The following is a 24,742-nucleotide window of genomic DNA, read 5'->3' on the forward strand; positions in this document are numbered from 1 at the left end:
CACCACCTCCCAGACCAGAAACGATGGGAGACAGCCTGCCCGACACATCCTCAGAACCAACGGATTACACGATCAACGTTCAAAGACGAGGCACTAGCTACCGTCATGCCCGAGGCAGACAGCTACCGCCTCCGGGTGACCTCCCAAGACACCGTGCCCAATGTGCCAGGGGTACGGATCACCGCGCAGCTACACACTCGCCGCGGTGAGGCGATCGTGCTCGCGTCGGGACAGCCGGTCGACGCAGAGTTCGCCGGGCTTGCGCTGGTCGACATCACCCCGTTCGTCATCGTCTCCGCTGAGGACAGCAGCGGCCGGGAACAAGCCGTCATTGTCGCCACCCTGGTCGGCGATCCCGTGCACCGCCTCGATCACGTCATCGCCCAGCAGATCGACACGCCGGAGAAGTTCCTGCGGTTCCTGCTGCTGATGCTCGGCCTCGGCACTGATGCCGCCATGCTGGTGAGCGGCGACGCTGGCGGGGCCGGCGCGTGGCGTAGCAGCGGAACTGGGATTTTCGAACTGCTCCTCAACGCTCTCGTCGACCGGCCGCAACAACTCGACGACCTGGCCCGGCTCGTCAGCCGCCTCGAGGCCAGCGGCGACGGCAGTCGACTGCTGCCACCCGGCTTCTCCGAGCTGTGGCAGGTCGTCACGCAAGCGCGGCATGCGATGACAGAGGCGGTGCGCGCATGAGCCGGTACGACGCTGGCTCGGTCATGGCCGGATTGAAGGACTTCCAGCGCGCCACCGTCGCGCATGTCATCGACCGGTACTTCGGCGCCGATCCGACCCGCCGGTTCCTGGTCGCCGACGAGACCGGCCTCGGTAAGAGTGTGGTCGCCCGAGGCGTGATCGCCCAGACCCTGCAGCGACTGCAGGATGACGACAGCATCGATCGGGTCGACGTCATCTATGTCTGCTCGAACCAGGATGTGGCACGGCAGAACATCGGCCGGCTACGGGTCACTCCCGACGAGACCGTCACCCTGTCCAGCAGGCTCACCCTGCTCGCCAAGCACACGGACAAGCTCAACGCCGCCACCGCTTCCGCCGGCAAACCAATCAACCTGGTCGCCTTCACCCCTGGCACCTCCTTCGACCAAGGCTGGCGCACCGGAACGGCGGAGGAACGCGCACTGCTGTTCTTGATCCTTCAACAGGCGGGCTCGTGGAACGGCTGGCGGACCCGGGCCGCGCTGCGCGCGTTGCAGGCGGGCGTCGCGAACCCCGGCCGTTTCGAGGACCAATGCGACCGCCTGCGGGAGAGCCTTGGCGGGAAGATCGATCCCACGATCACCAGCGAGTTTCTGCGCCGGGCCCGGCAGCGAGGACTCCTCGACAGATTCGACGCGCTGCTCGACGGCATCGGCCGGCGTCCGAAGCTGCCAGATGCACTACGAGAGAGCGCCCGGAGGCTTACCGGGGATCTTCGTACAACGCTGGCCACCGCCGGCGTAGAAGTCCTGGAACCCGATTTGATCATCCTCGACGAGTTCCAGCGTTTCCGGGAGCTGCTCGACCCGAACGGCGGCGAGGGCGCCGAGCTCGCCCGGCACCTGTTCGACTACCGGGACGCACGGGTCTTGTTGCTGTCTGCCACCCCATACAAGCCGTTCACCTTCGCCGAAGAGGCAGCCACCGGCGAGGACCACTACAGCGACTTCCGGCAAGTGCTGCGCTTTCTCAGCGACGACATGTCCTGGCATGCCGACGTGACGAAGGCGTTCGAGGCGTACCGGGAAGCTCTGGTCCGGGGCGAGCCGTGCGCGGACCTGCGCGGCTGGCTACGCGATCTGCTGCTACCGGTCATGTGCCGTACCGAGCGGCCCCTGCTCGGGCAGGACGGGATGCTGCGCGAGCACCTCACCCTGGCCGACGACCTCAACCCGCAGGACATACGGAGCTACGTGGCGATGCGCAAGATCGCCAAGAGTGTCGGCGCTCCCATGACCGTCGAATACTGGAAGTCCGCACCGTACTTCCTGAATTTCCTCGACGGCTACCAGCTCGGCACCAAGGTCCGCGCGGCGCTCGATGACCAGGCAGATTCCGAGATACCAGCACTACTGGCCACCGCGCAGTTGCTCGATGCCGGGACGATCCGCCGACGCGAGCCGGTCGACCTTGGCAACAGCCGGCTGCGGCAGCTCGCCGCAGACACCGTCGACCGAGGTTGGTGGCAACTCCTGTGGCTGCCACCGTCGCTCCCCTACCACGCGCTCGGCGAGCCGTTCGCTACCGCAGCGGATGACGGCATCACCAAGCGGCTGCTGTTCTCATCCTGGAACGCCACTCCCACCGCAGTGGCAGGCCTGCTCAGCTACGAGGCCGAACGCCGACTGGGCACTGCCGGAGACGGACACCGGCACCTCGACTACCGCCTCGAACACGGCCGCCCGGCGGCAATGAGCGTCCTCGCGCTCTTCTGGCCCCATCCCGCCCTGGCCGAGCTGTGCGACCCACTGGCATTAGCTCGGCAGCGACCGGACGACACCGCGCCCCTCGACGCCTTCGAGCGAGACGTCCGCGAACTGCTCCGCGCTCACACCTCCGCCGAGGCATTGCCGACGGTGGCAGGTCCGGCCGAGCCATGGGAGTTGCTCTTCCAATGGCCCGGCGCCGATCCCGGCATCGAGGATCCCGCTACGGCCCTCGGCTCGTCCGCGGACGAGGGACCGGCTACGGGTCTAGATGGGCACGTGGCCCGAGCCCGCGACTTGACTCACCACGCTGTCTACCCGACAGAGGACCAGCTGGACGGGCTGATGGACAGCATCACGGCCATCGCATTGCACGGTCCCGGCAACGTCGCCTGGCGGGCGCTGTCCCGGCTGATCGAGCCGGGCAGCCAGGTCACCCCATCAGGACACTGGCGCGCCGCTGCGCTCATCGCCAATGGACTGCGTTCCCTGTTCAACCGGCCGGAGTCCGCACAGCTGCTCGATCACCTGACGATGGGCAAGGTCTACTGGCAGGCGGTGCTCCGATACTGCGCCGCCGGCGGGCTGCAGGCCGTTCTCGACGAACACCTGCACACGTTGCGCAGCGGGGCCTCGGACACCCTGCTCGACGACGACGAGCTGTGGAAAATTGCCGACGAAGCGCGGCAGGCAATGGCCAGCCGACAGTCGACGTATGAAGCCTTCGACCCGCACAACCCGCAGCGGCCGATCAAGCTGCCCGGGCGCTTCGCCCTGCGGTACGGCGGACGTGGCGAGGAGCAATCTCAGGTTGACCGCAAAGTGGTCGTGCGGCGCTCATTCAACAGCCCCTTCTGGCCGTTCATCGTTGCCACCACAAGCGCTGGCCAAGAAGGCATCGACTTCCACCAGTGGTGCTCGGCCGTCGTGCACTGGAACACGCCCGTAAACCCCGTCGACTTCGAGCAACGCGAGGGGCGGGTGCACCGCTTCGGCGGCCACGCCATACAACGAAACGTTGCCGCCGCACACCGGGCGGACGCCCTGCGCTCCTCAGAGCCGGATGTCTGGAAATCCCTGTACGACGCCGCACGAGCAGAGTCCGGAGAGCTTGGCGACTTCACGCCGTACTGGGTGTTCCCGGGGAGAGCAAAGATCGAGCGGCATGTCCTGCCCTACCCGCTCAGTCGCGACCAGGCGCGGTTCGACCGGCTCAAGGCGGACCTGGTGCGATACCGGCTCGCTTTCGGTCAACCACGACAGGAAGACCTGCTACTTCTTCTGCAACGGCAGCCTATCGAGACCGACGTACCTGAGGTCCTCGATCTACGGCCCCGACCGGATGGCAACCACCTGTAAGGACAGCTGGCCGACGACGCGAGCCTTTGATTACGCTGCAGCCGAGGATGCTTGGGGTGTTCTCCAAACGTCGATACCGAGACCAAGGGAACGATCTTGCAATCCAAAGTGAATGGAAACCGCGAAGTCGATCTCTAACGCTGCAGGTCAAGAAGTCTGCTCCCCGCGCACGCGGGGGTGATCCGTGGCTGCGCGAGGTCCGCGACGACTTCCCGGACTGCTCCCCGCGCACGCGGGGGTGATCCGTTGGTCCGCGACTGCTTGAGGAAGATCTGGAACTGCTCCCCGCGCACGCGGGGGTGATCCGGCACCGGTGACGTTGGCGAGCAAGCCGGCGAGCTGCTCCCCGCGCACGCAGGGGGTGATCCCTTCCCGGACCCGTTCAAGCTCCAGATGCAGAGCGACTCCCCGCGTATGCGGGGGTGATCTCGTCCAGGAGACGTGAGCAATGCCCGAAAGCAACGCTCCCTGCACATGCGGGGGTGCTGTTCGATCCGTTGTTCGCGTTGACGCCGTTGACTGATGGAGGCCACGCGACGTAACTAGTCGGCGCACGCCAAGCCGGAAGCACTCAACATCCTGTCTGCCATCGACCCGCTCTTAGGGGAGCAGGCCGGCGCCCGGCCCGCCACGGCCCGCGAGCCGCGACGCTTCGTTCGTACACTGGCGGGCCGGGCGCCGGTCTGCTCGGCTTGCCCGGGTCGATGGCAGACAGGATGTTCTCACCGCAGCCACCCACTGAGCCGGCGGCCGCGGACGACCTCCGACCATCCTGGAGCCGGAGCGCCCCCGCCGGAGGCGCTGTAGCCGCAGCCCCGGGCGGCGGCCGAACCCCAATACGAAGGCCTGGTGGTCCGGGTTAGCGGGAGCCTCTTCGATGGCCCTGCCGTAGGTCGCGGATAGACGCCTTGCCGGGGGGTGTTCGCGCTACGACCGGTTCGGAGCCGACACGGGATCGGTGATGCATGACCTCCGTGGGCCGGGCCGAGCACGGCGCATCAGGCGAGTGGGTCACCAACGCTCGCTACGGCCCGATTGGACGTAGGGGGGCAAACGGGCCTGCAAGTCATAGCAGATCTCGTCGCTATGAGATTCAGGCTGGTGCGCGGCAAGCAGGGCGTTCGCCAGCAGGCGCTCTCGCCTCAGGTAGAGACGTCGTCGAAGATTGCCTCTTTGGCGGCGCGGGCGAGGGTGGCTTGGCTGCTCGCGCGGACTCCGAGGCGGTTCATGTGGAAGATCACGTGCATCGCAATGATTCCGCGGATTCCGCGTGTGAGCTTGCCCGATTCGCGGAGGTTGCGCATTGCCGTCCCGGTGTCTTCGAAAGCGCTCAGCCAATCGCTGGCGATGCCGCCTGGGCGAGGTGAGCCGAGCAGGAGACGGCGGACATAGGCCGTGAGATCAGTCCACGCACGCAGGTCTTGAGTGGGTGCCGGGCGCGCCAATGCGCGACGCTGATCGGCTATCTTGGCCCAGACGTCGCCTTGCTCGTTGATGTCGAGGCCGGCCGCGCGCATGAGCGCAGTACACAGGATGAGTGCGTGATCCCGCCGGTCGTCGGGGTTGTCGCTGAGGTAGTCCAGGAGGTGGTGGCTGTCGTGGTGGAACAGGGCGTGCGCCGCGCCCAAATCGAACGCGTCGCCAGTCCACCGCAGCTCCGACCGGTAGGCGAGCGTGCCGTCGTCGTGCAGGCCGGCAGGAGTCCCGAACCGCCACGACGGCGCGACGACGCCGGTCGAGATGGCGGCGTTCTGTGCGGTCAGCACCACGAACTCCTGTCCTGCGGGGGCGATGCGGGTCGCGAGCCACAGGTCAGGTTCGCCAGCACGGTGGGGGCGGCAGGCTTACTCCGGCCCATGCCTGCCAGGGCGTCTCGAGTAGGCCGTCGAGGTTCCGGGAGTCAAGCTGCTGGTCCTCATCAAGGCGTAGGTGGATAGGTGGACGCCGTCGGCCACGTCGACGTACTGCACGCCGTACGCCCCGTCGCCCTGCACCGGCACGAACCCGCGCTGCCGCTCACTCACGCTGACCAGGCCGACGCCGGCACGGCGCAGCGCCCACGATCGAGTCATCCCGAACGTGCGTAGCGGCACCACCAGGACGCCGTGGTCAGTGAGCTGCTCGTACCACACCGGCGGGATGTCCCAGGCCCCGGCGGTGACGATGATCAAGTCGTGGTGGCGGCCGGGATCAACAGGATATTCAGCGTCGGCACACACGACCGTGACATCGTCGTAACCCGCCGCCTCTAGACACGCGACTGCCCGGTCCGTCACGTCTGGGTCGATGTCCACCGTGGTCACGGAACCGGCCGCGCCAACAAGTTCCCGCAGTAGCGAGGCGTTGTAGCCACCACTACCGATCTCCAGCACGTTACGGCCGCTGAGGCCGCCCAAGGCGTCGGCCGCCTGGCCGAGCATCTCTGCGATGAGGAACGGCGCCGACACCGAGCTGATGTTCTCCTCACCGCGCCGCTTCGTGATGACCGCCCTGTTCTCGTAGGCCTGCTTCAGGGGAAGGCCCGGCGTGAACAGCTCGCGAGGTACCGTCCGCATCGCCGCCTCTACCTCAGGCCGCAACGTCAAGCCCTTGTCGGCATGATCAGCGGCCAGCTGATCTACCATCGCCTGGCGCAGGCCTTCGCTGTTTATCGTTTCGACGCTCATGAACGTCCCCTCCGACGTATCTGAACCGCTACTGCCCGCGGCGGCTCCGTGCATTCAACGAACATCCGCCGCGGGAGCACCCGAGCCAGTCGCGCTCTCAACCGACGGCCGGGAGGTGAACCCTCACGGAACCCGCAGAACTCTCGAATCCAATGTCATCACTCCGTGCGCTCAGACTCTCCCAGCGCGCAGCGGCTGGGAACACCGACTTGCGGTCCGACCTTGTGTGCCGACCTTCTGTCCGACGTGACCCTGAACTGCGCAAACCTTCGGGCGCGAGCTCTTATACGGCTCGTTGCGATGCCGGGCCGGGCGCAGGCGCGTACGCATCGGGGATAGTTCGTGTTCAGCCTGACGGTGGGAATTGTTAATTAGATACGCGTCTACTGATACTTGGCGGAACGTTGTTCACGCCTGCCTGGGCGCAGCTGCGGCAGAGGTGGATCTGCGGCGCGCGGGGCGTCGGGCGGCTCTGACGGCTGGCGTTGGCATCTTTGCCTGCACGCACTAGGGGGCAGAAGAACGAAAAGCCTCGGCCGCTGCGGCTCCTAGCGCAAAATACCATCTCCGTCCACTATCGCCTACATTTTCGAATGACGTATAAATGATCGAATGAGCAATCAGCGAGAGCAAGTACTGTCGATGAAAGAGCCCGTGCAGTCGGGACTCAATCTGCGAAATGACATCGCTGCGAATCGAGAGGGCAGCGCGCTCGAGTGAACTGGGATGGCTTACCACGGGAGCGGCTGAGGTCAACGCGTGGGCAAGAGAAGGGGATTGGGTCGATAAAGCGCCGGATCGCACCGCGGGAAGCAGCAGAGATAACAGCAGAGCGACGACGTCTCGAGACAACGGCGCCATAGGGTTGAAGGCAGACAAATCGATGAGCCGAATGTGGTCGAAGTTTAGATGCCCGTCAGGGGTGCAAGGGACGACCACATTGTCGAGGTGTAGATCGCCGTGAGACTTGCCCGCCAAGAACTCAACCATGGTCGTCAATTCGGAGTATAATCCAATGTGGCCGGCAACATGAATTAATCCATGGCTCGCATTGCGCGCTGCAATCGCGGCTGCCGGATCCGCAAACAATCCGGCGCCTGTCGCCCAATTATAAGCAGAGCGCCCGCGGTCCAGCACGCCCCGCAACTCTCCTCTAAGGAACTGTTGAACAGTCATTACGCGATGCTGGTGAGCCGTTGGCGTATTCCAATCACTAAGGATGAGACGAATTGCCCTAGTGCATCCTTCTAATTGCATGGCCGGCGACAATTGCCCGAGCGTTACGGCTTTACTGAGCGATTCCGACGAATCGAGGAACATCATAACCCTGCCGTCCGACATGATCATCGGTGGGTAGAGCTGACGAAAGAGGTGACGAGCGGCAAAATCTGGAGATTCTTGCCAGGCCCACCGATGGTTCGCTGGCTCTCGCGCTGGACTGCCCGCGGTGCAGACTTTAAGCAGCACGTCGACCGACCTCTGCATGGTGGCCAAAGGGGTGATGCGAAGCCTTACAAGTAGGGCACCACTTCCACCCCGCTGACGCCAGGCCAACTCGGGCACCGTCGCGAGCAGACCATTGCCGCGCGCCCATGATTGGATCGCCTGGGTCACTCGCGGGTCGTCAACATATCGATCAAGATCGCTAGTCTGGCCGTCAGTGCTCATCAACATCAACTTTAGCAGCGTGTCACGACGTCGAGGGTGTTCGATGACATAGCCTAGAATACCGTCATGCCCTCCGTCACGCCGTCCACGAAAAAGATCAGGGTCAGCCGCGAAGGTGAGACCGCCTTACGGGCGATGTCAGTATCGCATCGACGGGTTCGCATTTTGGCTGGGGCGCGATTGTTGGTTTCGGCGGTCATCGCCGTAGCGGGAGCCGTGATGACGATAAGATCGCTGCCAGCTACATGGATCACGGTTGTTGGCGCCCTATGGGCCGCCGTCAACTCCATCGGTTTGACTTGGTGGGCTGACGCCGAACTTCTTCGGGCGGCAAAGTTGCAGGAGAAGTTCGAGGTAGAGGTTTTCGGGCTGCCGTGGAACGACGTTGCCGCTGGATCGGAGGTTAGATCGGCTGACCGAAGCGCCCTTAGCGAGAAGTTCAAGGATGGACGTATAGACAACGACTGGGACGAGATGCCAGATTTCCGTCGCCCATTCGACGTCCTTGCTCGCCAACTAGAAAACCTTGAGTGGGGTGCGCGTGTCCGACGTAGATACGCAAACTTCATCGCCCTAGTCATCGCGACGTGGACCGTTGCGGGTGCCATAGTTGGGGTAGCAGGCGACTTTACAGTCGCTGAAATAGTTATCGGGTGGTATATCCCTTCACTCGGCGGCCTACTGTTCGGCCTCGAGTCGATTCGACAACAACGGTCGGTTGCTAAAGAACGGGAGCGCGTTGGCGATTACGCCGAAAAGCAGATATTGCAGGCTGCCCAGCACGCCGATCCCGCCCTCGATGCATCGCTACTGGTCCTCGCCCGTCAACTGCAGGACATTCTATACAGAACGCGGAGCAAGGCACCCCGCGTGCCGAAGTACCCGTTCTACCGATTGCCGTACCAGCGCGACAGAACGAACTGCAATGAGTGCACACGCAAGGTGGCGGATGCGCTGGCCACTCCTCCGCCGACATCATGATTGCGGCACTCTGGCGATGTCGCTGCCGGAGCCGACCGGAGGTTCATCGTTCCTTGCCCGGCGGCGGGCAGCGGCTTGTCAGAGGAATGGACAGGTTCTGTACCGGCGCGCTTGCATGAGCCCGACCGACTCGCGGCTTGTCGCGAAAGCCGGACTTACAACTCCTAACGAAATGATGTTGTGGGGTGGCTTCGTGCGTGGCATCGCTTGATCAGCGCCGAGGCATCCCGCCATGCGGACTGTTGACGATGAGCGGCACGCTGCCTGGTGCCAGGAAATGGTGGCCCTCGAAGTACTCCAGGTGAACGTGGCCGCCGTCGTCCATGGTGGCTACATCGCGTAGCAGGTCGGCTAGGAGCGACCGGCTTTCCGCGCCACCGTGGATGCTGAGATAGCTGCGATCGTAGACACCAATGACGAGGGGGCCATGCGTCACTTCGATGAGCACACCCCGTAGATGCCGAGGGTGAGCGGACGGCGCAAGGCTCAGCTCGCCTCCGCTTTCTACCAGGTCAGCGAGGTGCCAGAGGTCTGCCCGGGCACCCGCGACATCGACGCCTTCGGCGGCAGAGTAGTAGTCAAGCTTCACCTCGCAACCGTAGGCTCCCGCATCTCTCTAGCAACTTTCAGCTCTGAGTGATGGAGTCGGCGCCAGCAGATGATGGCGCAGGCGAGGGTGAGGAAGGCTTCGTGGATGTCGTCGCGGATCTCCCAGCGGATGCGTAGGCGGCGGAACCAGTGCAGTAGGGCGATGGTCTCTTCGACGACCCAGCGTCGGGTACCGAGTCCTGAGCCGTGTCCGGTGCCGCGTCGGGCGATGACCGGGGTGATGCCCTTGGCTCGTAGCTCGCGGCGGTACTTGTCGAAGTCGTAGCCGCGGTCGGCGTAGATCCGCTGCGGTCGTTGTCGGGGGCGGCCTCGGATGCCCCTGACCGGTGGGATCTTGTCGACCAGGGGCAGGAGTTGGGTGACGTCGTGGCGGTTGCCGCCGGTCAGTGTGACGGCGAGGGGGATGCCGCCCGCGTCGGTGATGACGTGGTGTTTCGAGCCTGGCTTGCGGCGGTCGACCGGGCTCGGACCGGTTTTGGGCCGCCCTTGAGAGCCCGAACATGGGTTCCGTCGATCACCGCCCGGGACATGTCGAGCTGGTCGGCGGCTCTCAGCTTGCCGAGCAGGACTTCGTGCAGGTCGTTGCCACACGTCGGCGTCGTTCCAGTCCCGCAACCGGCGCCAGCAGGTCATCCCCGACCCGAACCCGAGTTCCTGGGGTAGGTACTCCCACGGGATCGCGGTGTAGAGCACGAACAGGATCCCGCAGAGCACCTTGCGGTCGTCGAGGGGCTTGCGGCCGGGGAACCGGTGCCGACGAGGCGGTCGAGGTGGCAGCAGCGGTTCGATCTCGGCCCACAGGTCGTCCGAGACGATCCACGGCGGTTGCTCACCCCTCCTCACGTTCGGACAGAACGACCCTCACGTCCCAGAGTTACGCCCAACATCACTTCGTTAGGAGTTCTTACTACCAGTGGGTGCGCGCGGCCGAGCAGCCGTGTGACCGCGACCTGGTCGACCTCGGCCTGATCTCCAACATCTATGAAATCTGGGAAGCCTCCGGCTTCACCTATGGCGCGGACCGGGTGCACCGGCAGCTACGCCGTGACGGCATCCGGGTCGGCCGCAAACGGGTCGAGCGGCTGATGAGCCACCAGGGCTGGCACGGGGCGTTCCTGCGCCGAGGCTGGCGCGGCGGCTCAACCACGCAGAACCCACGGCATACACCGGCGCCGGATCTGGTCAACCGCAACTTCACCGCCGACGGCCCGAACCGGCTGTGGGTCGCCGACGCCACCAGAATCCCGTGCGGAGAAGGCGTGTTCTGGCTGGCAGCCGTCCGCGACGTGTCCTCCCGCCGGATCGTCGGCTGGAAGACCTCCGACCGGTGCGACACCGATCTGATCCTGGCCGCGCTCGAGTACGGCATCTGGTCGCGCGACGTCCGCGACGGCCAGCTCATACATCACAGCGATAGGGGCTCGAACTATACGAGCTTCCGCTTCTCGCAACGCTTGCAGGACAACGGGATCCGGCCCTCAATGGGATCGGTCGGCGACAGTTACGACAACGCGCTGATGGAGAACTTCTGGTCGACGCTGAAGATCGAACTGGTGTACCGCACGAGCTGGCGGACCCGCGACGAGGCCGAGAACGCGATCTTCACCTACATCGACACCTGGTACAACACCCGCCGCATCCAACGCGAACCCGGCTACCTCAGCCCAGACGAATACGAGACCGCCTGGCACGCCCACACCCAGCCAGATAACCTCACCCCTGCCCCGACCGGAGGCAGGTAACCACCGCTCCGTCGAAGCGGGGGGGAACTCAGGGCGACTGCCGGAATGGTCCAGCGGGCTGGACCGATGCATGAAGGCACCCGATGGCGATATTATCGAGTGTGCACGGCTTGCCGCATGCAAGGAGGCCTATGTCGTACCCGGCGACAGCTGCAGTCCAGCATGTGAGGCAGGCAACCGTACACATAAGCTCCAAGCGGCGGACGGGCACGGGTTTCTTCGTTGAGCGAAATATCCTGCTCACGTGCGCGCATGTGCTGGAACCCGGCAACGAACGTGTGCGAATTCGGTTGCGGGGACAGCCTCCTGTTGGTGGGACCGTCCTCAAGCGACTACCCTCGCCGGCAGGTCGAGACCGGATTTCTTACCCTTTTCCGGATCTTGCCTTCATCGGAGTCGACGGCAACATCGACCATCCAGTGGCCGAGATGAGATCACTGCTCCTGCATCATGGTTACAACCAAGATGCCGCGATTGCAGCCTTCGGGTTCAACCGAGATGCCCCCGAGCCCGACCTCGGGCCCGATATTGTCCGGATGGCGGTGCAGGGACCGAGCGAGCCCTACGTCAAGGCTCATGCCCAAGTCGGTGTGGCGCCGGGGATGAGCGGGGCACCGATCGTCGAGTTGTCGACAGGTCGGATATGCGGCATGTTGAAGTATTACGTGCCCGAGCAGAAGGCTGCCTGGTTCATTGACGCGCTCGACCTCGAAAAACAATTTGATGCCTATCGTGCGTTGCTGGGCCGATTCGAGCCCCGCAAGCCACGCCTCTTCCTTCCCGAGAGCCGTTCACCATTGTGGAAAATGCTCGTGGCGCAAAAAACGGTATCGGAAAGGCTGCCGTACCGGGTGGTTGAAGGCGAGGTACCGCTCTCCACCGTGTACGTCGAACAACGAGCCGAGTCCTGGATGGCCGAACGGCGCGGGGCCATCGCCCGCGGCGGCTCACCGCCCGTGGAACCATCGGTCATCCCAGCTTCGGAGATGCTCTCCCGGCACCGCAACGCCCTAATCGTTGGCGGGCCCGGTGGTGGGAAATCAACGCTGCTGCAACACCTGGTGACGGAGTCCGCGGCCTGGTGGCTGCGACCCGACCAGCCCGAGGAGGGCGAGGAGCCCTCATTTGGGCCAGCGGTGGCGATCCGCTGCGCCGCTACACGTCTACTTACTGACCGACCGTGGTACGAGTCGGTCGCCGATGCGGTCAAGGCAGATCTGAGCGGATACCTGCCGACCCATTTGCCCGCAACGCTCTTCGAGGTGCCGCCGCAGCCCGGAGTGGACTGGTTGGTGCTGGTCGACGGACTCGATGAGATTTTCAACCCGCGTCGGCGGGCAGAGCTTATCGAACGCTTGGCGGCACACATCGCGACGTATGGGGCGCAGGCCCGGTTCGTAGTGTCGAGCCGGGTGCTGGCCGCTACCGAGTTCCACAGTCTCCGCCCGCTCATGAATCGTATGGAACGAGCACACCGGCTCGGCGAGTATAACTTGCGACCGTTCGATCGGCCCGCCGTCGAATCTTTCGCCAGCAGGTGGTACCACCTGCGCGACCCAGAGCACGCCGCCGATCGCCAACGCAGCTTCCTTCACCAGGTCGACAAGAACCGGATGATGACGATGGTCCGTGTTCCGCTCCTGTGCACCATCGCGGCCGACGTCCACCAGCAGAGTCCGGACGAGCCGCTGCCGTACAGTCGCGCTGGTCTCTATCGGCGCTTCGTTGACGCCCTGCTACAGGGGCGGCAGACTTTCCCGTCCGTACGCAGCAAGGTGCGAGAACAATTGCGCGAGCTGAGCGCAGAGGCCGAGGCTTTCGGCGAGTCCCTGGTCAGCCGCCGCCGCGGGTGGCTAACGTTCCTCGCCGAGCAGCGGCTGGAATTGGATCGACAGCCGAGTGTGGGGCTGGTCAGGACATGGCTGGCTCGGCAGCACGTACAGATCCCGGACGAAATCACCGACCAGCACATACGCGAGGTCCTTGTAAGCACCGGACTCATCGTAAACCGCGGCGACAGTTTGGAGTTCACCCACCAAAGCATCGCCGAATACCTCCACGGCCGTGAGCGGGGCCGCTCAATGGAGCCGCAGACGTGGCTGGCCCGTGTACAGGCGACCGGACTGACCAGCACCGACATGTTCGAACTCGCGGCGTGGACGGAAGCGGGAAATGACCCGAATAGCATAATCCTCGAGCTGGCTGCCCCCGGACGCGATCGACAGTTTCCGCAGTTAACGGACCTCGCCGACTTGCTCGCTGACGGCGCTGCGACGATCGATGACGGGTCCTCCATCGCGGGAATCACCATGGCTGCGCTCGAGGATGCGGCAGTCCAGCCTCCGGCCACCTTGCAGGCCATCAACCAAGCCGCTCGAGCCGTGCTACAGCGAGCACCGGATCCCAGCCCCCTCATCGAGCTAATCAACAACCCGGAGACCCCTGAGCTAAAGCGCATCGAGGTGGCAACAGTGCTGCTCACCGACGGCGACCAGGACCACCGGCGACACGGGTTGGCAGTCTTGATGACTCTCGGACGCTCTGCGCGTCGTACGGCTGAAGAGCGTTTGCCAGCACTTCGAGCACTCGCCGATTCCGGCAACGGGGCGGAGCGGCGCAACGCCGTCCAGCACCTGGCTAGCCTGGTGGAAACCGGGCCAAGCGCCCGCCTCCGAGTCCACGCGGCGGCAGCCCTCATCAACCTGGGAGAGCCGGCCGAAGCACTTGCGGCCTTCGTCGGCCGGCTACGAAGCCCCGAGCCGGGCGCCAACGCGTTTGTCGCCTTGGATGCAGAAGTGGAGGCGTTCAGTGCCATGGTCCAGGCGTGGGTTGCGACCGAGGGTGGCGAGCCGAATCCCGACCCACGTCAGAGTCGGCAGCGTATTCCGGCAGCAGCGTGGTCGACGCCGCAACACCTCGACGAGGCCGCGGAATCGGCGAAGGTCGACGTGATGCGTGCCCTCGTCCAGGGCCTATCGATGCTGTCCGGGCGGGTTGCGCCGGAACGATTGGAAGCCGCGGCCACTGCCCTCATCCACGACCGATCTGTCGACTGGTCCATTCGAAGCCAACTGGCCGATGCCCTCTACGCATCGGGGCAGAGTCACAGATTTCTCGACGACCTTCTCAACGACACTAGTGTGGCGGTGACGCGTCGCCTGGTCGTCTGGTACCCGCGACGGCACAGCCAGGACCCGGCTGGCGCCGATTCCACGCTACGCTCGATAGTGCGCAATGAACGGGCTGGCCTGGCGGACCGTCGCTGCGCTTTGGACATTCTTGGCAATCGTGGTGGTCCCACCGGGTCCGCTTTCCTCGCCCTGGCGGCACGGGATCCAACTCTGCCGCCGACCGTGCGGGTGGAGGCCGCGACGGTGCTTGGTCGTCGCCGAAGGCACCGCACAGAGTCGTTGGAGATTTTGGATGAGTTGTCCAAGGACCAGGCCATCGGACTCCGGTGGCGGTGGGCCGCTCGGGTCAGCGAACTGGGTGTCATTCTGGAACAGATGACGACGTATCTCGTCTCTGGCGCCACCCTCGATAACAGGTTCCAAGAACTGATTCGGGAGCCCGTCGAGCGCGTATTGGCCCGGCTCATGCCTTGGATGCGTCGCGGACGAACGTAACAGCGCGGTTCCACAGGTCATCGCCGACGCCGTGCGCCATGGTCAGAGGCCGCCGGCACCACCCCGACTCCGCATCATCGCGACATGCTGTCTCGTGCCCCCACCAGCCCATTGTGGCGAGGATCGTCAGGACCAGCAGCCGGGGCACACGACGAAAGACCTGTGTCCGTGACGCCCAGCGAGTGAGGCCAGACGTCAACCGTCGAGTACCCACAACCGCCATATCCCCGAACTCAAATAAAAACCCTGGTGGACGAGCTCGCACGGTTCGGAATGGCAGGACCGCCGTCACCTGTAGCACCAGCGCAATGATGCAGGCGGCAATCGTGAATCCACTGACCAGCCGTACGGCAATATGGGTTACTACCCACGGAGCGAGCCGTGTGATGATCCAGCGCATCATGCGGTACGCAGTCAATAGCGTGAGCAGGAGGAAGACGTAACGGCGGTAGTCCTCGGCGGTGCGGGTCGTTAGCCAGTCGAGAATCTGCCCGGCTGCGGCCTCAATCATCGTCGTCCTGCTGTGCCGGCGGAACGTCAGCTAGCGCGACGACCTCGGCGTCGAAGGCATACAGTTCAATCGCGTCGGCACGGACACGCTCTGGCAGAACTCCTTCCCGAAGCCGCTCCTCAAGGTGCCTGGAATCATCCCACCAGGTTCCGGCCAACGCGGTCGTGACCGCGTCGCGAACCAGCCCCGGGACCACCGTCATCACATCAACCAGACTGGACGCCACCACGAGCCGCGCGTCGTGGACCCGCCATTGACAGGACAGGGTGATGCCCGCGGTGACACCGCTCGACCGGCTGGTCACGTCGAGATGCCGGACGTAATGGTGAGGCGCGACATCGATCACGTAGAGCCGCCGCGGCGCGAGCATCCACAGCTCACCGATCGTGAACCCGCCCTCAGGCGCGTAGAGGTGGTCGTGTCGGCTAAGGTAAACGTGCACCGCCCCCGGAACCGGCCGCGTCCTTCGCCACGGAAACCGTGCGAGTTCCTCGATGTGCAGGACCGGATTGGCCTCCTCTGCGGGGAGCAACATCGCCTTGCCGATCAGTACCGACCGGCAAGGTAGTCCCATGCCGAGCGTTCGCCAAAGGCGACATCGTGCCCGCCACTACCGGCCGGTGGCTTGGCCCCGTTGACGGCAGCTGAGAAGAGGAGCGGGAAAGCCGCGCCCATGACGGCGACCTGGAGGGCCGATTGATCCCTCTCCCAGCCGAACAGGACAGCTCCGGCACCGAGTGCGACCTGAATCAGGGACGCTACAAGCTCCCAGCCCCGAGGGGGTCGACCCTGGCGGATCGCTGGGAGAGTCCGGATAAGCTCGGCCAGCAGTGCACCGATCCAGCCGATCGCCATTGTCGACAGCAATCCGTGAACCATCAAGCCTCCAAGCACATAGCGAGCGAGGAGCAGCATACAGCTCAGTCGATGCGCGGAGAGCCCGCGATGGGCGGCTATGTCCTCGCGACCCGGTCGGGGTCCTCGATCCGATCGTCCGTCGACGTTCACACTGAAGGACGACCCGCATGGAGATCCGGATCCGGTTCTTCGTCAAGCCGGCTGTTTCCGTCGCGTTTCTGATACCAGCCTGGAGGGTTTGTTTACTTGCGACCGAGGAGAGTGCAGGGTGCTCCTCCGAGCAGTGTGGCGAAACACCGCGTCGATGGCGCTGGGAAGCCGGCCTCAGGTGACGCTGGTGGCCGAGGTACGTCCGCGGTGGACGACTCGGATCGTGCGACAGACGGGACTGCGTAGATTTCCGTGTTTGACCTGGGTGTGGTCCGTTGGACAGGACGTTGATCCTGTCCGGGAAGGACCACGTCATGGCAGACAAGAAGAAAGCTGTTCAGCTTCCCCAGCCGACGGCGGCGGAGGTGGAGTTCGCGCAGCAGCTGGTCGAGCGGGCCAAGGCCGACGGCGTCTCGTTGGTCGGCCCGGGTGGCCTGTTGGCGGGGATCACCCGCACCGTCCTGGAGTCAGCGCTCGATGCTGAACTGGATGCCCACCTTGACGAGGCCGGCGTCGACGAGGAGTCGGGTCGGCGGGCCAACGTCCGTAACGGGCACGGGGCGAAGACGGTACAGACCGAGGTCGGGCCGGTGCGGATCCAGGTCCCGCGGGACCGGGCGGGGTCGTTCACGCCGCGGATCGTCCCGAAGCACACCCGCCGGTTGGACGGGTTCAACGAGGCGATCCTGTCGCTGTATGCCAAAGGGTTGACCACCGGGGAGATCTCGGCGCATCTGGCGGATGTGTATGACGCCGACGTGTCTCGGGAGTTGATCAGCCGGGTCACCGACAGCGTGGTAGACGAGATGGAGGCTTGGCGGCAGCGGCCCCTCGACAAGATCTATCCGGTGGTGTTCATCGACGCGCTGGTGATGAAGATCCGCCAAGGGCAGGTCGCGAACCGGCCCGTCTACGTCGTGGTCGGGATCAGCCTCGACGGCGAACGCGACGTGCTCGGTATGTGGGCCGGGACCGGCGGGGAGGGCGCCAAGCAGTGGGCCGGCTACCTCACCGAACTACGTAACCGCGGTGTCGAGGACGTGTTCATGGTCTGCTCCGACGGACTCAAGGGCATGACCGACGCGATCGAACAGGTGTGGCCGCAGGCGGTGCACCAGCAGTGCGTCGTGCACCTCGTGCGGGCCAGCCTGCGTTACACGAATCGCAAGGACTGGCAGAAGATCACCCCCGCGTTGCGGGACATCTACACCGCCCCCACCGTGGCCGCCGCCGAGGCCCGGTTCGAGGAGTTCGCCACCCAGTTCGGTGACCAGTACCCCGCCGTGATCCGGCTCTGGCGCACCTCCTGGCCACAGTTCGTGCCGTTCCTCGACTACGACCACGAGGTCCGCAAAGTCCTCTACACCACCAACATCATCGAGAGCCTCAACGCGCGGTTCCGTCAGGCCGCCCGCCGGCGCGGGCACTTCCCGACCGAGCAGGCCGCGATGAAGGTCCTCTACCTCGTCGTCCAGCAGAAACGTAAGGGCGGTGGAGCATCACCGGCCGGGTCTACGGTTGGGCCAAGGCCCTCAACGCCCTGATCCTCACCTACGGCGACCGGATCACCATCTAACAACATCGATCACACCACAGGCCCAAACACGGAAATCGACACACTCCCTTTCAGTCACGCGGCCTGACTGGCCGGTGGGGTCATGATGGTCTCGTACTCGATAGGGGTCAACCGGGACAGGGATCGTTGGCGTCGGCGGCGGTGGTAGGTCCGTTCGACCCAGGTCACGATCGCGGTCCTCAGCTGCTGCCGGGTCGTCCAGGTTCGGCGGTCGAGGACGTTGTTCTGCAGCAGGCCGAAGAACGATTCCATGGCGGCGTTGTCGCCGGCGGCGCCGACTCTGCCCATCGACCCGGCCAGGTGGTGCTGGTTGAGGGCATGGACGAATTTCCGGCTGCGGAATTGTGACCCGCGGTCGGTGTGCAGCACGCAGCCGGCCACGTCACCACGGCGGGCTACGGCGTTGTGCAGGGCGTTGACGGCCAGGCGGGACTTCATCCGTGAGTCGATGGAGTAGCCGACGATCCGGTGGGACCACACGTCCTTGATCGCGCACAGGTAGAGCTTGCCCTCACCGGTTCGGTGTTCGGTGATGTCGGCCAGCCACAACCGGTTCGGGCCGTCCGCGGTGAAGTTGCGGCGTACCAGATCGTCGTGCACCGGCGGACCGACCTTGCCGCCCTTGCCCCGACGCTTGCGCTTGCTGAACGCGCTGAACCAGCCCATGCCCGAGCAGATCCTCCAGGCGGTGCGCTCGACCATCGGCTGGCCGGCAGCGCGGGCCTCGTCGGCCAGGAACCGGTAGCCGAACTCCGGGTCGTCGCGGTGGGCGTCGAACAACGCGTCCGCCCGATACGCCTGCGCCAGTTCGGCGTCAGTGACTCGGTCGGCACGCCACCGGTAGTAGGGCTGACGAGCGATGTTCAATACCCGGCACGTCACCGCCACGCCGATCCCGTCGGCGGCCAGCTCGCTCACGAGCGGGTAGAGCCTTTTCCCGGCAGGTTCGCCTGCGACAGGTAGGCTGCGGCCCGGCGCAGGACCTCGTTCTCCTGCTCCAGCAGCTTGATCCGCTTACGGGCCTCACGCAGCTCGGCCGACTCGCTGCCACTGACGCCAGGCTTGGTCCCGGCATCGACGTCGGCTTGGCGCAGCCACTTGAACAACGTCATCGGGTGGACGCCGAAGTCCTTCGCGATCTGCTCGACCGTCACACCCGGATCACGATCACGGGCCACCCGCACGACGTCATCACGGAACTCACGAGGGTAGGGCTTGGGCACAGCGACATCCTTCCAGCCCGCCCACGGGGCAAGCCATCTCAGATGTCACCTATCGGTGCAGCAGACCCGTCAACGCGGTCTTGTACGTGGTGCGGTCCGGGTGCCCGTGGCGGTACCTGCCTGCTGACCTGCCGCCTTGGCAGACGGTGTACTGGTACTTCACTCGGTGGGAAGAAGCCGGGGTGACGGAGAAACTTCTGGCCGCGCTGCGAGTAAGGGCGCGGGTGCAGCAGGGCCGAACCTCGGAGCCGTCGGCGGGGATCATCGACTTCCAGACGGTGAAGGGTGCCGACACCGTCGGCCGGGACAGCCGGGGCTACGACGCGGGCAAGAAGGTCAACGGTCGGAAGCGGTTCATCATCACCGATTCCTTGGGATTGCTGGTCACCGTGACCGTGCTCGCCGCGAGCTGGCAGGACCGCGACGGCGCCAAGACCGCACTGCTCAGCGCCTACATGGCCGCCCCGATCCGGCACGTCTTCGCCGACCAGGGCTTCGCCGGCCGCCTGGTCGAATGGACGCGCGACACCCTGCGCACCACGCTCGAGATCGTCCGCAAACCCGCCGACCAGCGTGGCTTCGCCGTCCACCCACGCCGGTGGGTCGTGGAACGCACCCTGGCATGGCTCACCGCCTGCCGCCGGCTGGCCCGTGACTACGAGCGCGCCACCCCGCCGTCTCCGAAGCCCTCATCCGCTGGGCCGCCATCGCCGGCATCACCCGCCGCATCACCCGCGGCCAACCCGCACGCCGCCAAGCCCGTCGCACCTTCACCTGGACCTGATCAACCCCATCTCAAACACGCTCTGAGAGCTTGTCGGGCGTAGTGGCTGATCTTGGCGGTGGCTTGATGGCGCCGTCGGACGATGGACCAGGCGATGACGTCGCCGACGCGTCGGGCGGGTTCGATGATCAGGGCGTGGAACAGCCGTCGGAGTTCGTTGACAGTGATCGGGATCAGGCCGTCCGGGGTGGTGGCGTTGGCCGCTGCGGCGGCGGCGAGGAACGCGTGGGCGGCGATGACGAGGGTGGTCCACCGGTGCCAGGCCCGCCAGCGGCGGTGTTGGTGCTGGTCCAGGCCGAGGCCAGTTTTGGTGGCACCAGAGCACACCGAAGGCCATTGATCAGGCGAGCCAGGTCAATGGCCTTCTTCCGTGCGGCGGGCCCGGGCACGGCGCTTGCCCTCGTGCATCGCCTGGACGCCGGCGACCGGGGTCGTGTGTCACCGACTCCAGGTCCGTCCAGTCGACCGGGAACGACACCGGCACCCCCGGTCGCAGGCGTGGGCAGTACGCGGCCACCACCGTGGCGCCGCCGGCCCGGGTCGAGTCGACGAACACCTTCCTCTCCCGGTCCTCACGGATGAAGGCGGTGTGGCCAGCGCCGGATCCAGCCGCTCGGCGCGGGCGGTCAGGGCCAGGGCCCGGGTCACGGCGGCCAGGTTGTCGGCGGCATCGCCGTGTCGCTATGCGTCCACGGGGCCACCTCCAATCGGTTGCAGGGCAACGAAAACGGCCCGGCGGCTGTGAGAGATGCGACCTCTCACAGCGCCGGGGCGCTGATCTTTCGGTGCTGCTGTCCGCGCCGTGTGTGTCGCCTACACGCGGTGCGGGGTGCTGCCCTACCGGGACAGGCGGGAGACGCGGTGCGCCAGGTAGTCGGCCACGTTCGCGCGGAACGCGGTGGTGGCTTCGTCAGTCAGTGGCCGGGGCCGGGTCGCGGTGGGGCGGCGGGTGATCGTCGGGGCGGTCATGGTTCCTCCGCCCTGGGCAGTGGCAGACGGCCGAACCGCCCGGACATGGGTGGGCCGATCTCCTGGCGGCAAACAAGATCGGCCCACTCATGACCGGGCGGGGTCGGGGGCGCACGACGGGTTGCCGGTCGTCGCTGTGCGCGGGGGTTCGCCCCGACGGTGGATGTTGACGACCGCGGTGCGGCCGAAGTGGCGGACGTCAGGAAGCATGTAGGAGCAGAGCGGCGCGACGGCGATCGCTTGGCGTCTGCTGGTGGTGAAGGCGCAGGCCACAGTCCAGCCCACGGCAGGTGCGTCGATCAGGCGCACCCGCCGAGCCGGCGTCACTCGGTGCCCTGCCGGCGCAGCGACCACGTGGTTTCTCGACCCCCTCACCTGAGATGCAGTCGTGCGGGACTCGCCCGGCTATGCCAGCATGGGCCGCATGAGGTCAATCAAAATAGGGCTCTTCGCAGTGTTGAGTTCCGCGCTCTTCGCCAGTTCCATTGCGCTCTCGCCGACCGCCCAGGCATCCACCCAGTCGGCGTCGTGCGCCGGCACCCATGTCGCCAACAGAACGGTCAGCAATGCCGCTGGCACCGTAATCGGTCGCGTCGGTATTTACCGAGACGGCAATTACGCGTGCGCCATCGGCGTCAAGGCCGGAGGGGTCTACGGCGTGCCCACCTACACCTCCCTGATCGTCTACTCGCAGAGCGGAGCAGACAGCGGCTCGGATTCGGGGCAGTTCCTATACCAGACCAATGCGATCCGGGTCTACGCACCCGCCCACTACATCTTGGTCGACCTGCTTGTCACCACGAACACGGGCGCGCAGCGGCGTGTTCGGGACACGGTGTACTTCTAGAGCCGCGTGGATGTAGGCCACCACCTATCCCACAAGAGCATCCCACAGCCTCCGGTGAGTGCAGCCGGCGTACTCGGCGAGGGTGGCGACGGACGGCCAAGCGTTGCCGTCGTTGCTGGCGTGAGCGGCGATGGCGATAGCGCCCTGGTGTCCGGCCTGCCCGCACGCTGACGACCCTGCACGGGACGGCGAACCTGGTTGCCGACCCCGGCAAATGGGGGTTTTCGGGGGGCGGTTCAAAACCCCATAGACAAACTTAAAGCCCTGACCAGCGGAAAAGCTGGTCAGGGCTTTGTCTGTCGGGACGGCCGGATTCGAACCGACGACCCCTTGACCCCCAGTCAAGTGCGCTACCAAGCTGCGCCACGTCCCGCCCTCGCGAGGTTTCCCCTGCGACAGCCGGTACAGCTTAGCGCAGCACCCGCCGCCCGTCCGCACAGGCCCCACCGGGCTCAACTCGGCACTGAACCACCACACACCCCCTACAGCGTCCTAGGAGGGTGGGGTGAAGAAATGCCGGATGGACAAGGCGCGTCCATCCGGCATTTTCCGTGCGAGCAGCGTCAGCCGTGCGCCTTGCCCCGACCGCCGGGGCCGAGCTTCTTGCGGGGGCGGACGGAGATTTCGATGGGGCTGCCCTCGTACCCGAATTCCTCGCGGAGCTTGCGCTCGACGAAGCGCTGGTAGCCGGCGTCCAGCGGCCCGGTGGTGAAGAGAACGAACCGTGGCGGCGCCACCCCGGCCTGGGTGGCGAACAGGATGCGCGGCGCGCGTCCACCGCGTACCGGGTGCGGGGTGGCCTGCACCAGCGCGGTCAACCACTGGTTGAGGTGCGCGGTCGGCACCCGGGTCTCCCAGCTGGCGAGCGCCTTGTTCAGCGCCGGGGCCAGCTTGTCGACCGCCCGGCCGGTCATCGCCGACAGGTTCAGTCGGATCGCCCAGGGGATGCGGCGCAACTCCCGGTCGATCTCCTTGTCCAGGTAGTACCGGCGGTCGGCGTCGACCAGGTCCCACTTGTTGAACGCGATGACGAGCGCCCGGCCGGCCTCGGTCACCATCGACAGGATCCGCTGGTCCTGTTCGCTGATGGGCTCGCTGGCGTCCAGCAGGACGACTGCCACCTCGGCGGCGTCGATGGCCCCCGCGGTACGCAGGCTCGCGTAGTACTCGGTGCCACTGGCCTTGCCGACCCGCTTGCGCAGCCCGGCGGTGTCCACGAGCTGCCAGGTCTGGCCGCCGATCTCGACCAGGCTGTCCACCGGGTCGACTGTGGTGCCGGCGACCGAGTCGACGACCGCCCGGTCTTCACCGGAGAACCGGTTGAGCAGGCTGGACTTGCCCACGTTCGGGCGGCCGACCAGCGCCACTCGACGCGGCCCGCGCGGCCGGTTCTCCACGATCGCCGGCGCCTCGGGCAGCGCGGCGAGGATGGCATCCAGCAGGTCGCCGGAGCCGCGCCCGTGCAGCGCGGAGACGGGGAACGGCTCGCCGAGGCCGAGTGACCACAGCGACGTGGCCTCCATCTCGATGGAGGTGTTGTCCGCCTTGTTGGCCACCAGGATCACCGGCTTGGCGCTGCGGCGCAGCATCTTCACCGCTGCCTCGTCCACGTCGGTGGAGCCCACCATCGCGTCGACCACGAACAGCACCACGTCGGCGGTGACCACAGCGATCTCGGCCTGCGCCGCGATGGCCGCAGCGCGGTCCTTCGCGTCGGGCTCCCAACCGCCGGTGTCCACCACTGTGAACGCCCGTCCGTTCCACTGCGCGTCGTACGGCACCCGGTCCCGGGTCACCCCGGGGACGTCCTCGACGACCGCCTGTCGGCGACCGATGATCCGGTTGACAAGCGTGGACTTGCCCACGTTGGGGCGGCCGACGACTGCCACCACCGGCTGCGGGCCGGTGGGTTCCTCGACGGCGACCTCGGGCTCACGCAGTTCGACCCAGCCCGCGCCGTCGCTACTCATGCCACACCCCGCTCGGCGAGCAGGTCACGCAGCCGCACGACAACCTCGTCGATACCCAACTCGGTCGTGTCCAGCACGACGGCGTCCGGCGCCTGCGCCAACGGGTTGACCTTGCGGGTCGAGTCGAGCCGGTCCCGGCGCGCCAGGTCGGCGGCGGTGGCCGCCACGTCTGCGGCGTCCTCGGCGCTCCGCCGGGCAGCACGGGCCGCCTCGGAGGCGGTCAGGAAGACCTTCAAGTCGGCGTCCGGCGCCACGACCGAGCCGATGTCGCGGCCCTCGACCACCATCCGGCCGGCGTTGACGATCATTTCGCGCTGCCGGGCGACAAGCAGCTCACGGACCGCCGGCACCGCGGCCACGGCGGAAACCGCCCAGGTCACCTCGGCGCCACGGATGTCCGTGTCGACGCTCACGCCGTCGACCGTCACGCCGTACCCCTGGGGGTCGGTGCCGATGCGCAGGTCCACCTCGCCGGCGACCTTGGCCACCGACGCGGCGTCGGTGAGATCCACGCCGGAGCGCAGCACGGCCCAGGTGACCGCCCGGTACATGGCACCCGTGTCCAGGTAACGCGCACCGATGCCGGCGGCGAGCCGCCTCGACACGGTCGACTTACCCGAACCGGACGGCCCGTCCACAGCGACCACACATCGCCCGGTCCGTACGTTTTCCTCCACCGTGTCCTCCTCAGCCCGTACCTCACGGACGCCCGGTGATTCGGCGCCGCAAGCGGTTGTCAATCGTCATCAATCATCCCGGGCCCTCTGAAGGGCCCGCGCG

19 protein-coding genes, 1 tRNA gene and 3 pseudogenes are annotated in these 24,742 nt (G+C 65.9%); 8 read left to right on the top strand and 15 right to left on the bottom strand.

The window, feature by feature from the left end; genetic code table 11:
- The first annotated feature begins 105 nt into the window (after nucleotides 1-105).
- Nucleotides 106-696 (top strand): hypothetical protein, encoded by a 591-nt coding sequence (locus ADK66_RS18945; RefSeq protein ID WP_053657186.1) that lies wholly within the window; start codon nucleotides 106-108, stop codon nucleotides 694-696.
- A 155-nt stretch (nucleotides 697-851) separates the two neighbouring features.
- Nucleotides 852-3,782: a helicase-related protein gene (locus tag ADK66_RS18950; RefSeq protein ID WP_197281571.1), complete on the top strand. Its 2,931-nt coding sequence runs from the start codon at nucleotides 852-854 to the stop codon at nucleotides 3,780-3,782.
- Nucleotides 3,783-4,924: 1,142 nt separating this feature from the next.
- Here ADK66_RS18950 and ADK66_RS31910 read toward each other — a convergent pair.
- The 3 genes from ADK66_RS31910 to ADK66_RS31510 form a co-directional block, all read right to left on the bottom strand.
- Nucleotides 4,925-5,548 carry a thiopeptide-type bacteriocin biosynthesis protein gene (locus ADK66_RS31910; protein ID WP_197281572.1) on the bottom strand — a complete coding sequence of 208 codons (624 nt, stop codon included), beginning with the start codon at nucleotides 5,546-5,548 and terminating at the stop codon, nucleotides 4,925-4,927.
- A 78-nt stretch (nucleotides 5,549-5,626) separates the two neighbouring features.
- Entirely contained in the window at nucleotides 5,627-6,448 is an 822-nt protein-coding gene (locus ADK66_RS31915; RefSeq protein ID WP_197281573.1) for a hypothetical protein, read from the bottom strand.
- A 507-nt stretch (nucleotides 6,449-6,955) separates the two neighbouring features.
- On the bottom strand, nucleotides 6,956-8,116 hold the full coding sequence (locus tag ADK66_RS31510) for a hypothetical protein (RefSeq protein ID WP_157552655.1): 1,161 nt from the start codon (nucleotides 8,114-8,116) through the stop codon (nucleotides 6,956-6,958).
- 66 nt (nucleotides 8,117-8,182) lie between these two features.
- On the opposite strand from ADK66_RS31510, the gene ADK66_RS31515 reads away from it, so the two are divergent.
- Nucleotides 8,183-9,097 (top strand): S-4TM family putative pore-forming effector, encoded by a 915-nt coding sequence (locus tag ADK66_RS31515; protein WP_157552658.1) that lies wholly within the window; start codon nucleotides 8,183-8,185, stop codon nucleotides 9,095-9,097.
- Nucleotides 9,098-9,308: 211 nt separating this feature from the next.
- On the opposite strand, the gene ADK66_RS18960 is transcribed toward ADK66_RS31515, so the two are convergent.
- Both ADK66_RS18960 and ADK66_RS18965 read right to left on the bottom strand, forming a co-directional pair.
- Nucleotides 9,309-9,686 (bottom strand): hypothetical protein, encoded by a 378-nt coding sequence (locus ADK66_RS18960; RefSeq protein WP_053657189.1) that lies wholly within the window; start codon nucleotides 9,684-9,686, stop codon nucleotides 9,309-9,311.
- Entirely contained in the window at nucleotides 9,683-10,549 is an 867-nt protein-coding gene (locus tag ADK66_RS18965) for an IS5 family transposase (RefSeq protein WP_231640094.1), read from the bottom strand. Before ADK66_RS18965 ends, ADK66_RS18960 begins: the two co-directional genes overlap by 4 nt.
- On the opposite strand from ADK66_RS18965, the gene ADK66_RS18970 reads away from it, so the two are divergent.
- Both ADK66_RS18970 and ADK66_RS18975 read left to right on the top strand, forming a co-directional pair.
- Complete coding sequence (locus tag ADK66_RS18970) at nucleotides 10,477-11,448, top strand: IS3 family transposase (RefSeq protein WP_157552662.1); 972 nt, start codon at nucleotides 10,477-10,479, stop codon at nucleotides 11,446-11,448. The two genes, ADK66_RS18965 and ADK66_RS18970, sit on opposite strands and share 73 nt — an antisense overlap.
- A gap of 131 nt (nucleotides 11,449-11,579) precedes the next feature.
- On the top strand, nucleotides 11,580-15,074 hold the full coding sequence (locus ADK66_RS18975) for a trypsin-like peptidase domain-containing protein (protein ID WP_197281575.1): 3,495 nt from the start codon (nucleotides 11,580-11,582) through the stop codon (nucleotides 15,072-15,074).
- Here the strand turns inward: ADK66_RS18975 and ADK66_RS31520 are convergent.
- Genes ADK66_RS31520 through ADK66_RS18985 form a run of 3 tightly spaced genes read right to left on the bottom strand, consistent with a single transcriptional unit; the run spans nucleotide 15,043 to nucleotide 16,500 of the window.
- A complete protein-coding gene (locus ADK66_RS31520) occupies nucleotides 15,043-15,585 on the bottom strand; it encodes a hypothetical protein (protein WP_157552665.1) in 543 nt (180 codons plus the stop codon). The two genes, ADK66_RS18975 and ADK66_RS31520, sit on opposite strands and share 32 nt — an antisense overlap.
- Entirely contained in the window at nucleotides 15,578-16,120 is a 543-nt protein-coding gene (locus ADK66_RS18980; RefSeq protein ID WP_053657192.1) for a hypothetical protein, read from the bottom strand. Before ADK66_RS18980 ends, ADK66_RS31520 begins: the two co-directional genes overlap by 8 nt.
- 11 nt (nucleotides 16,121-16,131) lie before the next feature.
- Nucleotides 16,132-16,500, bottom strand: coding sequence for a hypothetical protein (locus tag ADK66_RS18985; RefSeq protein ID WP_053657194.1), 369 nt, complete (start codon nucleotides 16,498-16,500; stop codon nucleotides 16,132-16,134).
- 407 nt (nucleotides 16,501-16,907) lie between these two features.
- On the opposite strand from ADK66_RS18985, the pseudogene ADK66_RS18990 reads away from it, so the two are divergent.
- A pseudogene (locus ADK66_RS18990) lies at nucleotides 16,908-18,169 on the top strand (IS256 family transposase).
- A 54-nt stretch (nucleotides 18,170-18,223) separates the two neighbouring features.
- Here ADK66_RS18990 and ADK66_RS18995 read toward each other — a convergent pair.
- Nucleotides 18,224-19,392 (bottom strand): IS3 family transposase gene (locus tag ADK66_RS18995; protein WP_157552668.1). Its coding sequence is split into 2 segments (ribosomal slippage): nucleotides 18,224-19,105 and nucleotides 19,108-19,392, totalling 1,167 coding nucleotides; the frame shifts between segments, so codons are not numbered across the junction.
- 35 nt (nucleotides 19,393-19,427) lie between these two features.
- Here ADK66_RS18995 and ADK66_RS19005 point away from each other — a divergent pair.
- A complete protein-coding gene (locus ADK66_RS19005) occupies nucleotides 19,428-20,219 on the top strand; it encodes an IS5 family transposase (protein WP_157552671.1) in 792 nt (263 codons plus the stop codon).
- Here ADK66_RS19005 and ADK66_RS19010 read toward each other — a convergent pair.
- From ADK66_RS19010 to ADK66_RS32575, 3 genes and pseudogenes are all read right to left on the bottom strand, one after another.
- A pseudogene (locus ADK66_RS19010) lies at nucleotides 20,201-20,491 on the bottom strand (IS701 family transposase); the annotation flags it as partial. The gene ADK66_RS19005 and the pseudogene ADK66_RS19010 overlap by 19 nt on opposite strands.
- 39 nt (nucleotides 20,492-20,530) lie before the next feature.
- Nucleotides 20,531-20,851 (bottom strand): annotated as a pseudogene (locus tag ADK66_RS30820) (ATP-dependent DNA ligase); the annotation flags it as partial.
- Nucleotides 20,852-21,013: 162 nt separating this feature from the next.
- Nucleotides 21,014-21,145 (bottom strand): hypothetical protein, encoded by a 132-nt coding sequence (locus ADK66_RS32575; RefSeq protein ID WP_255353043.1) that lies wholly within the window; start codon nucleotides 21,143-21,145, stop codon nucleotides 21,014-21,016.
- Between the two features lie 424 nt (nucleotides 21,146-21,569).
- On the opposite strand from ADK66_RS32575, the gene ADK66_RS19020 reads away from it, so the two are divergent.
- Nucleotides 21,570-21,992, top strand: a complete 423-nt coding sequence (locus tag ADK66_RS19020; protein ID WP_157552674.1) for a hypothetical protein — start codon at nucleotides 21,570-21,572, stop codon at nucleotides 21,990-21,992.
- Nucleotides 21,993-22,291: 299 nt separating this feature from the next.
- On the opposite strand, the gene ADK66_RS19025 is transcribed toward ADK66_RS19020, so the two are convergent.
- The 3 genes from ADK66_RS19025 to cmk all read right to left on the bottom strand — a co-directional run bounded on the left by ADK66_RS19025 (nucleotide 22,292) and on the right by cmk (nucleotide 24,639).
- Nucleotides 22,292-22,365, bottom strand: a tRNA-Pro gene (locus ADK66_RS19025).
- A gap of 190 nt (nucleotides 22,366-22,555) precedes the next feature.
- Nucleotides 22,556-23,962 carry a ribosome biogenesis GTPase Der gene (gene der, locus ADK66_RS19030; RefSeq protein ID WP_053657204.1) on the bottom strand — a complete coding sequence of 469 codons (1,407 nt, stop codon included), beginning with the start codon at nucleotides 23,960-23,962 and terminating at the stop codon, nucleotides 22,556-22,558.
- Nucleotides 23,959-24,639 (bottom strand): (d)CMP kinase, encoded by a 681-nt coding sequence (gene cmk, locus ADK66_RS19035; protein ID WP_053657206.1) that lies wholly within the window; start codon nucleotides 24,637-24,639, stop codon nucleotides 23,959-23,961. The genes der and cmk overlap by 4 nt, the downstream gene beginning before the upstream one ends.
- Nucleotides 24,640-24,742 lie beyond the last annotated feature (103 nt).

This window comes from Micromonospora sp. NRRL B-16802 (genome assembly GCF_001279555.1).
GTDB classification, from domain to species: Bacteria; Actinomycetota; Actinomycetes; order Mycobacteriales; family Micromonosporaceae; genus Micromonospora; species Micromonospora profundi.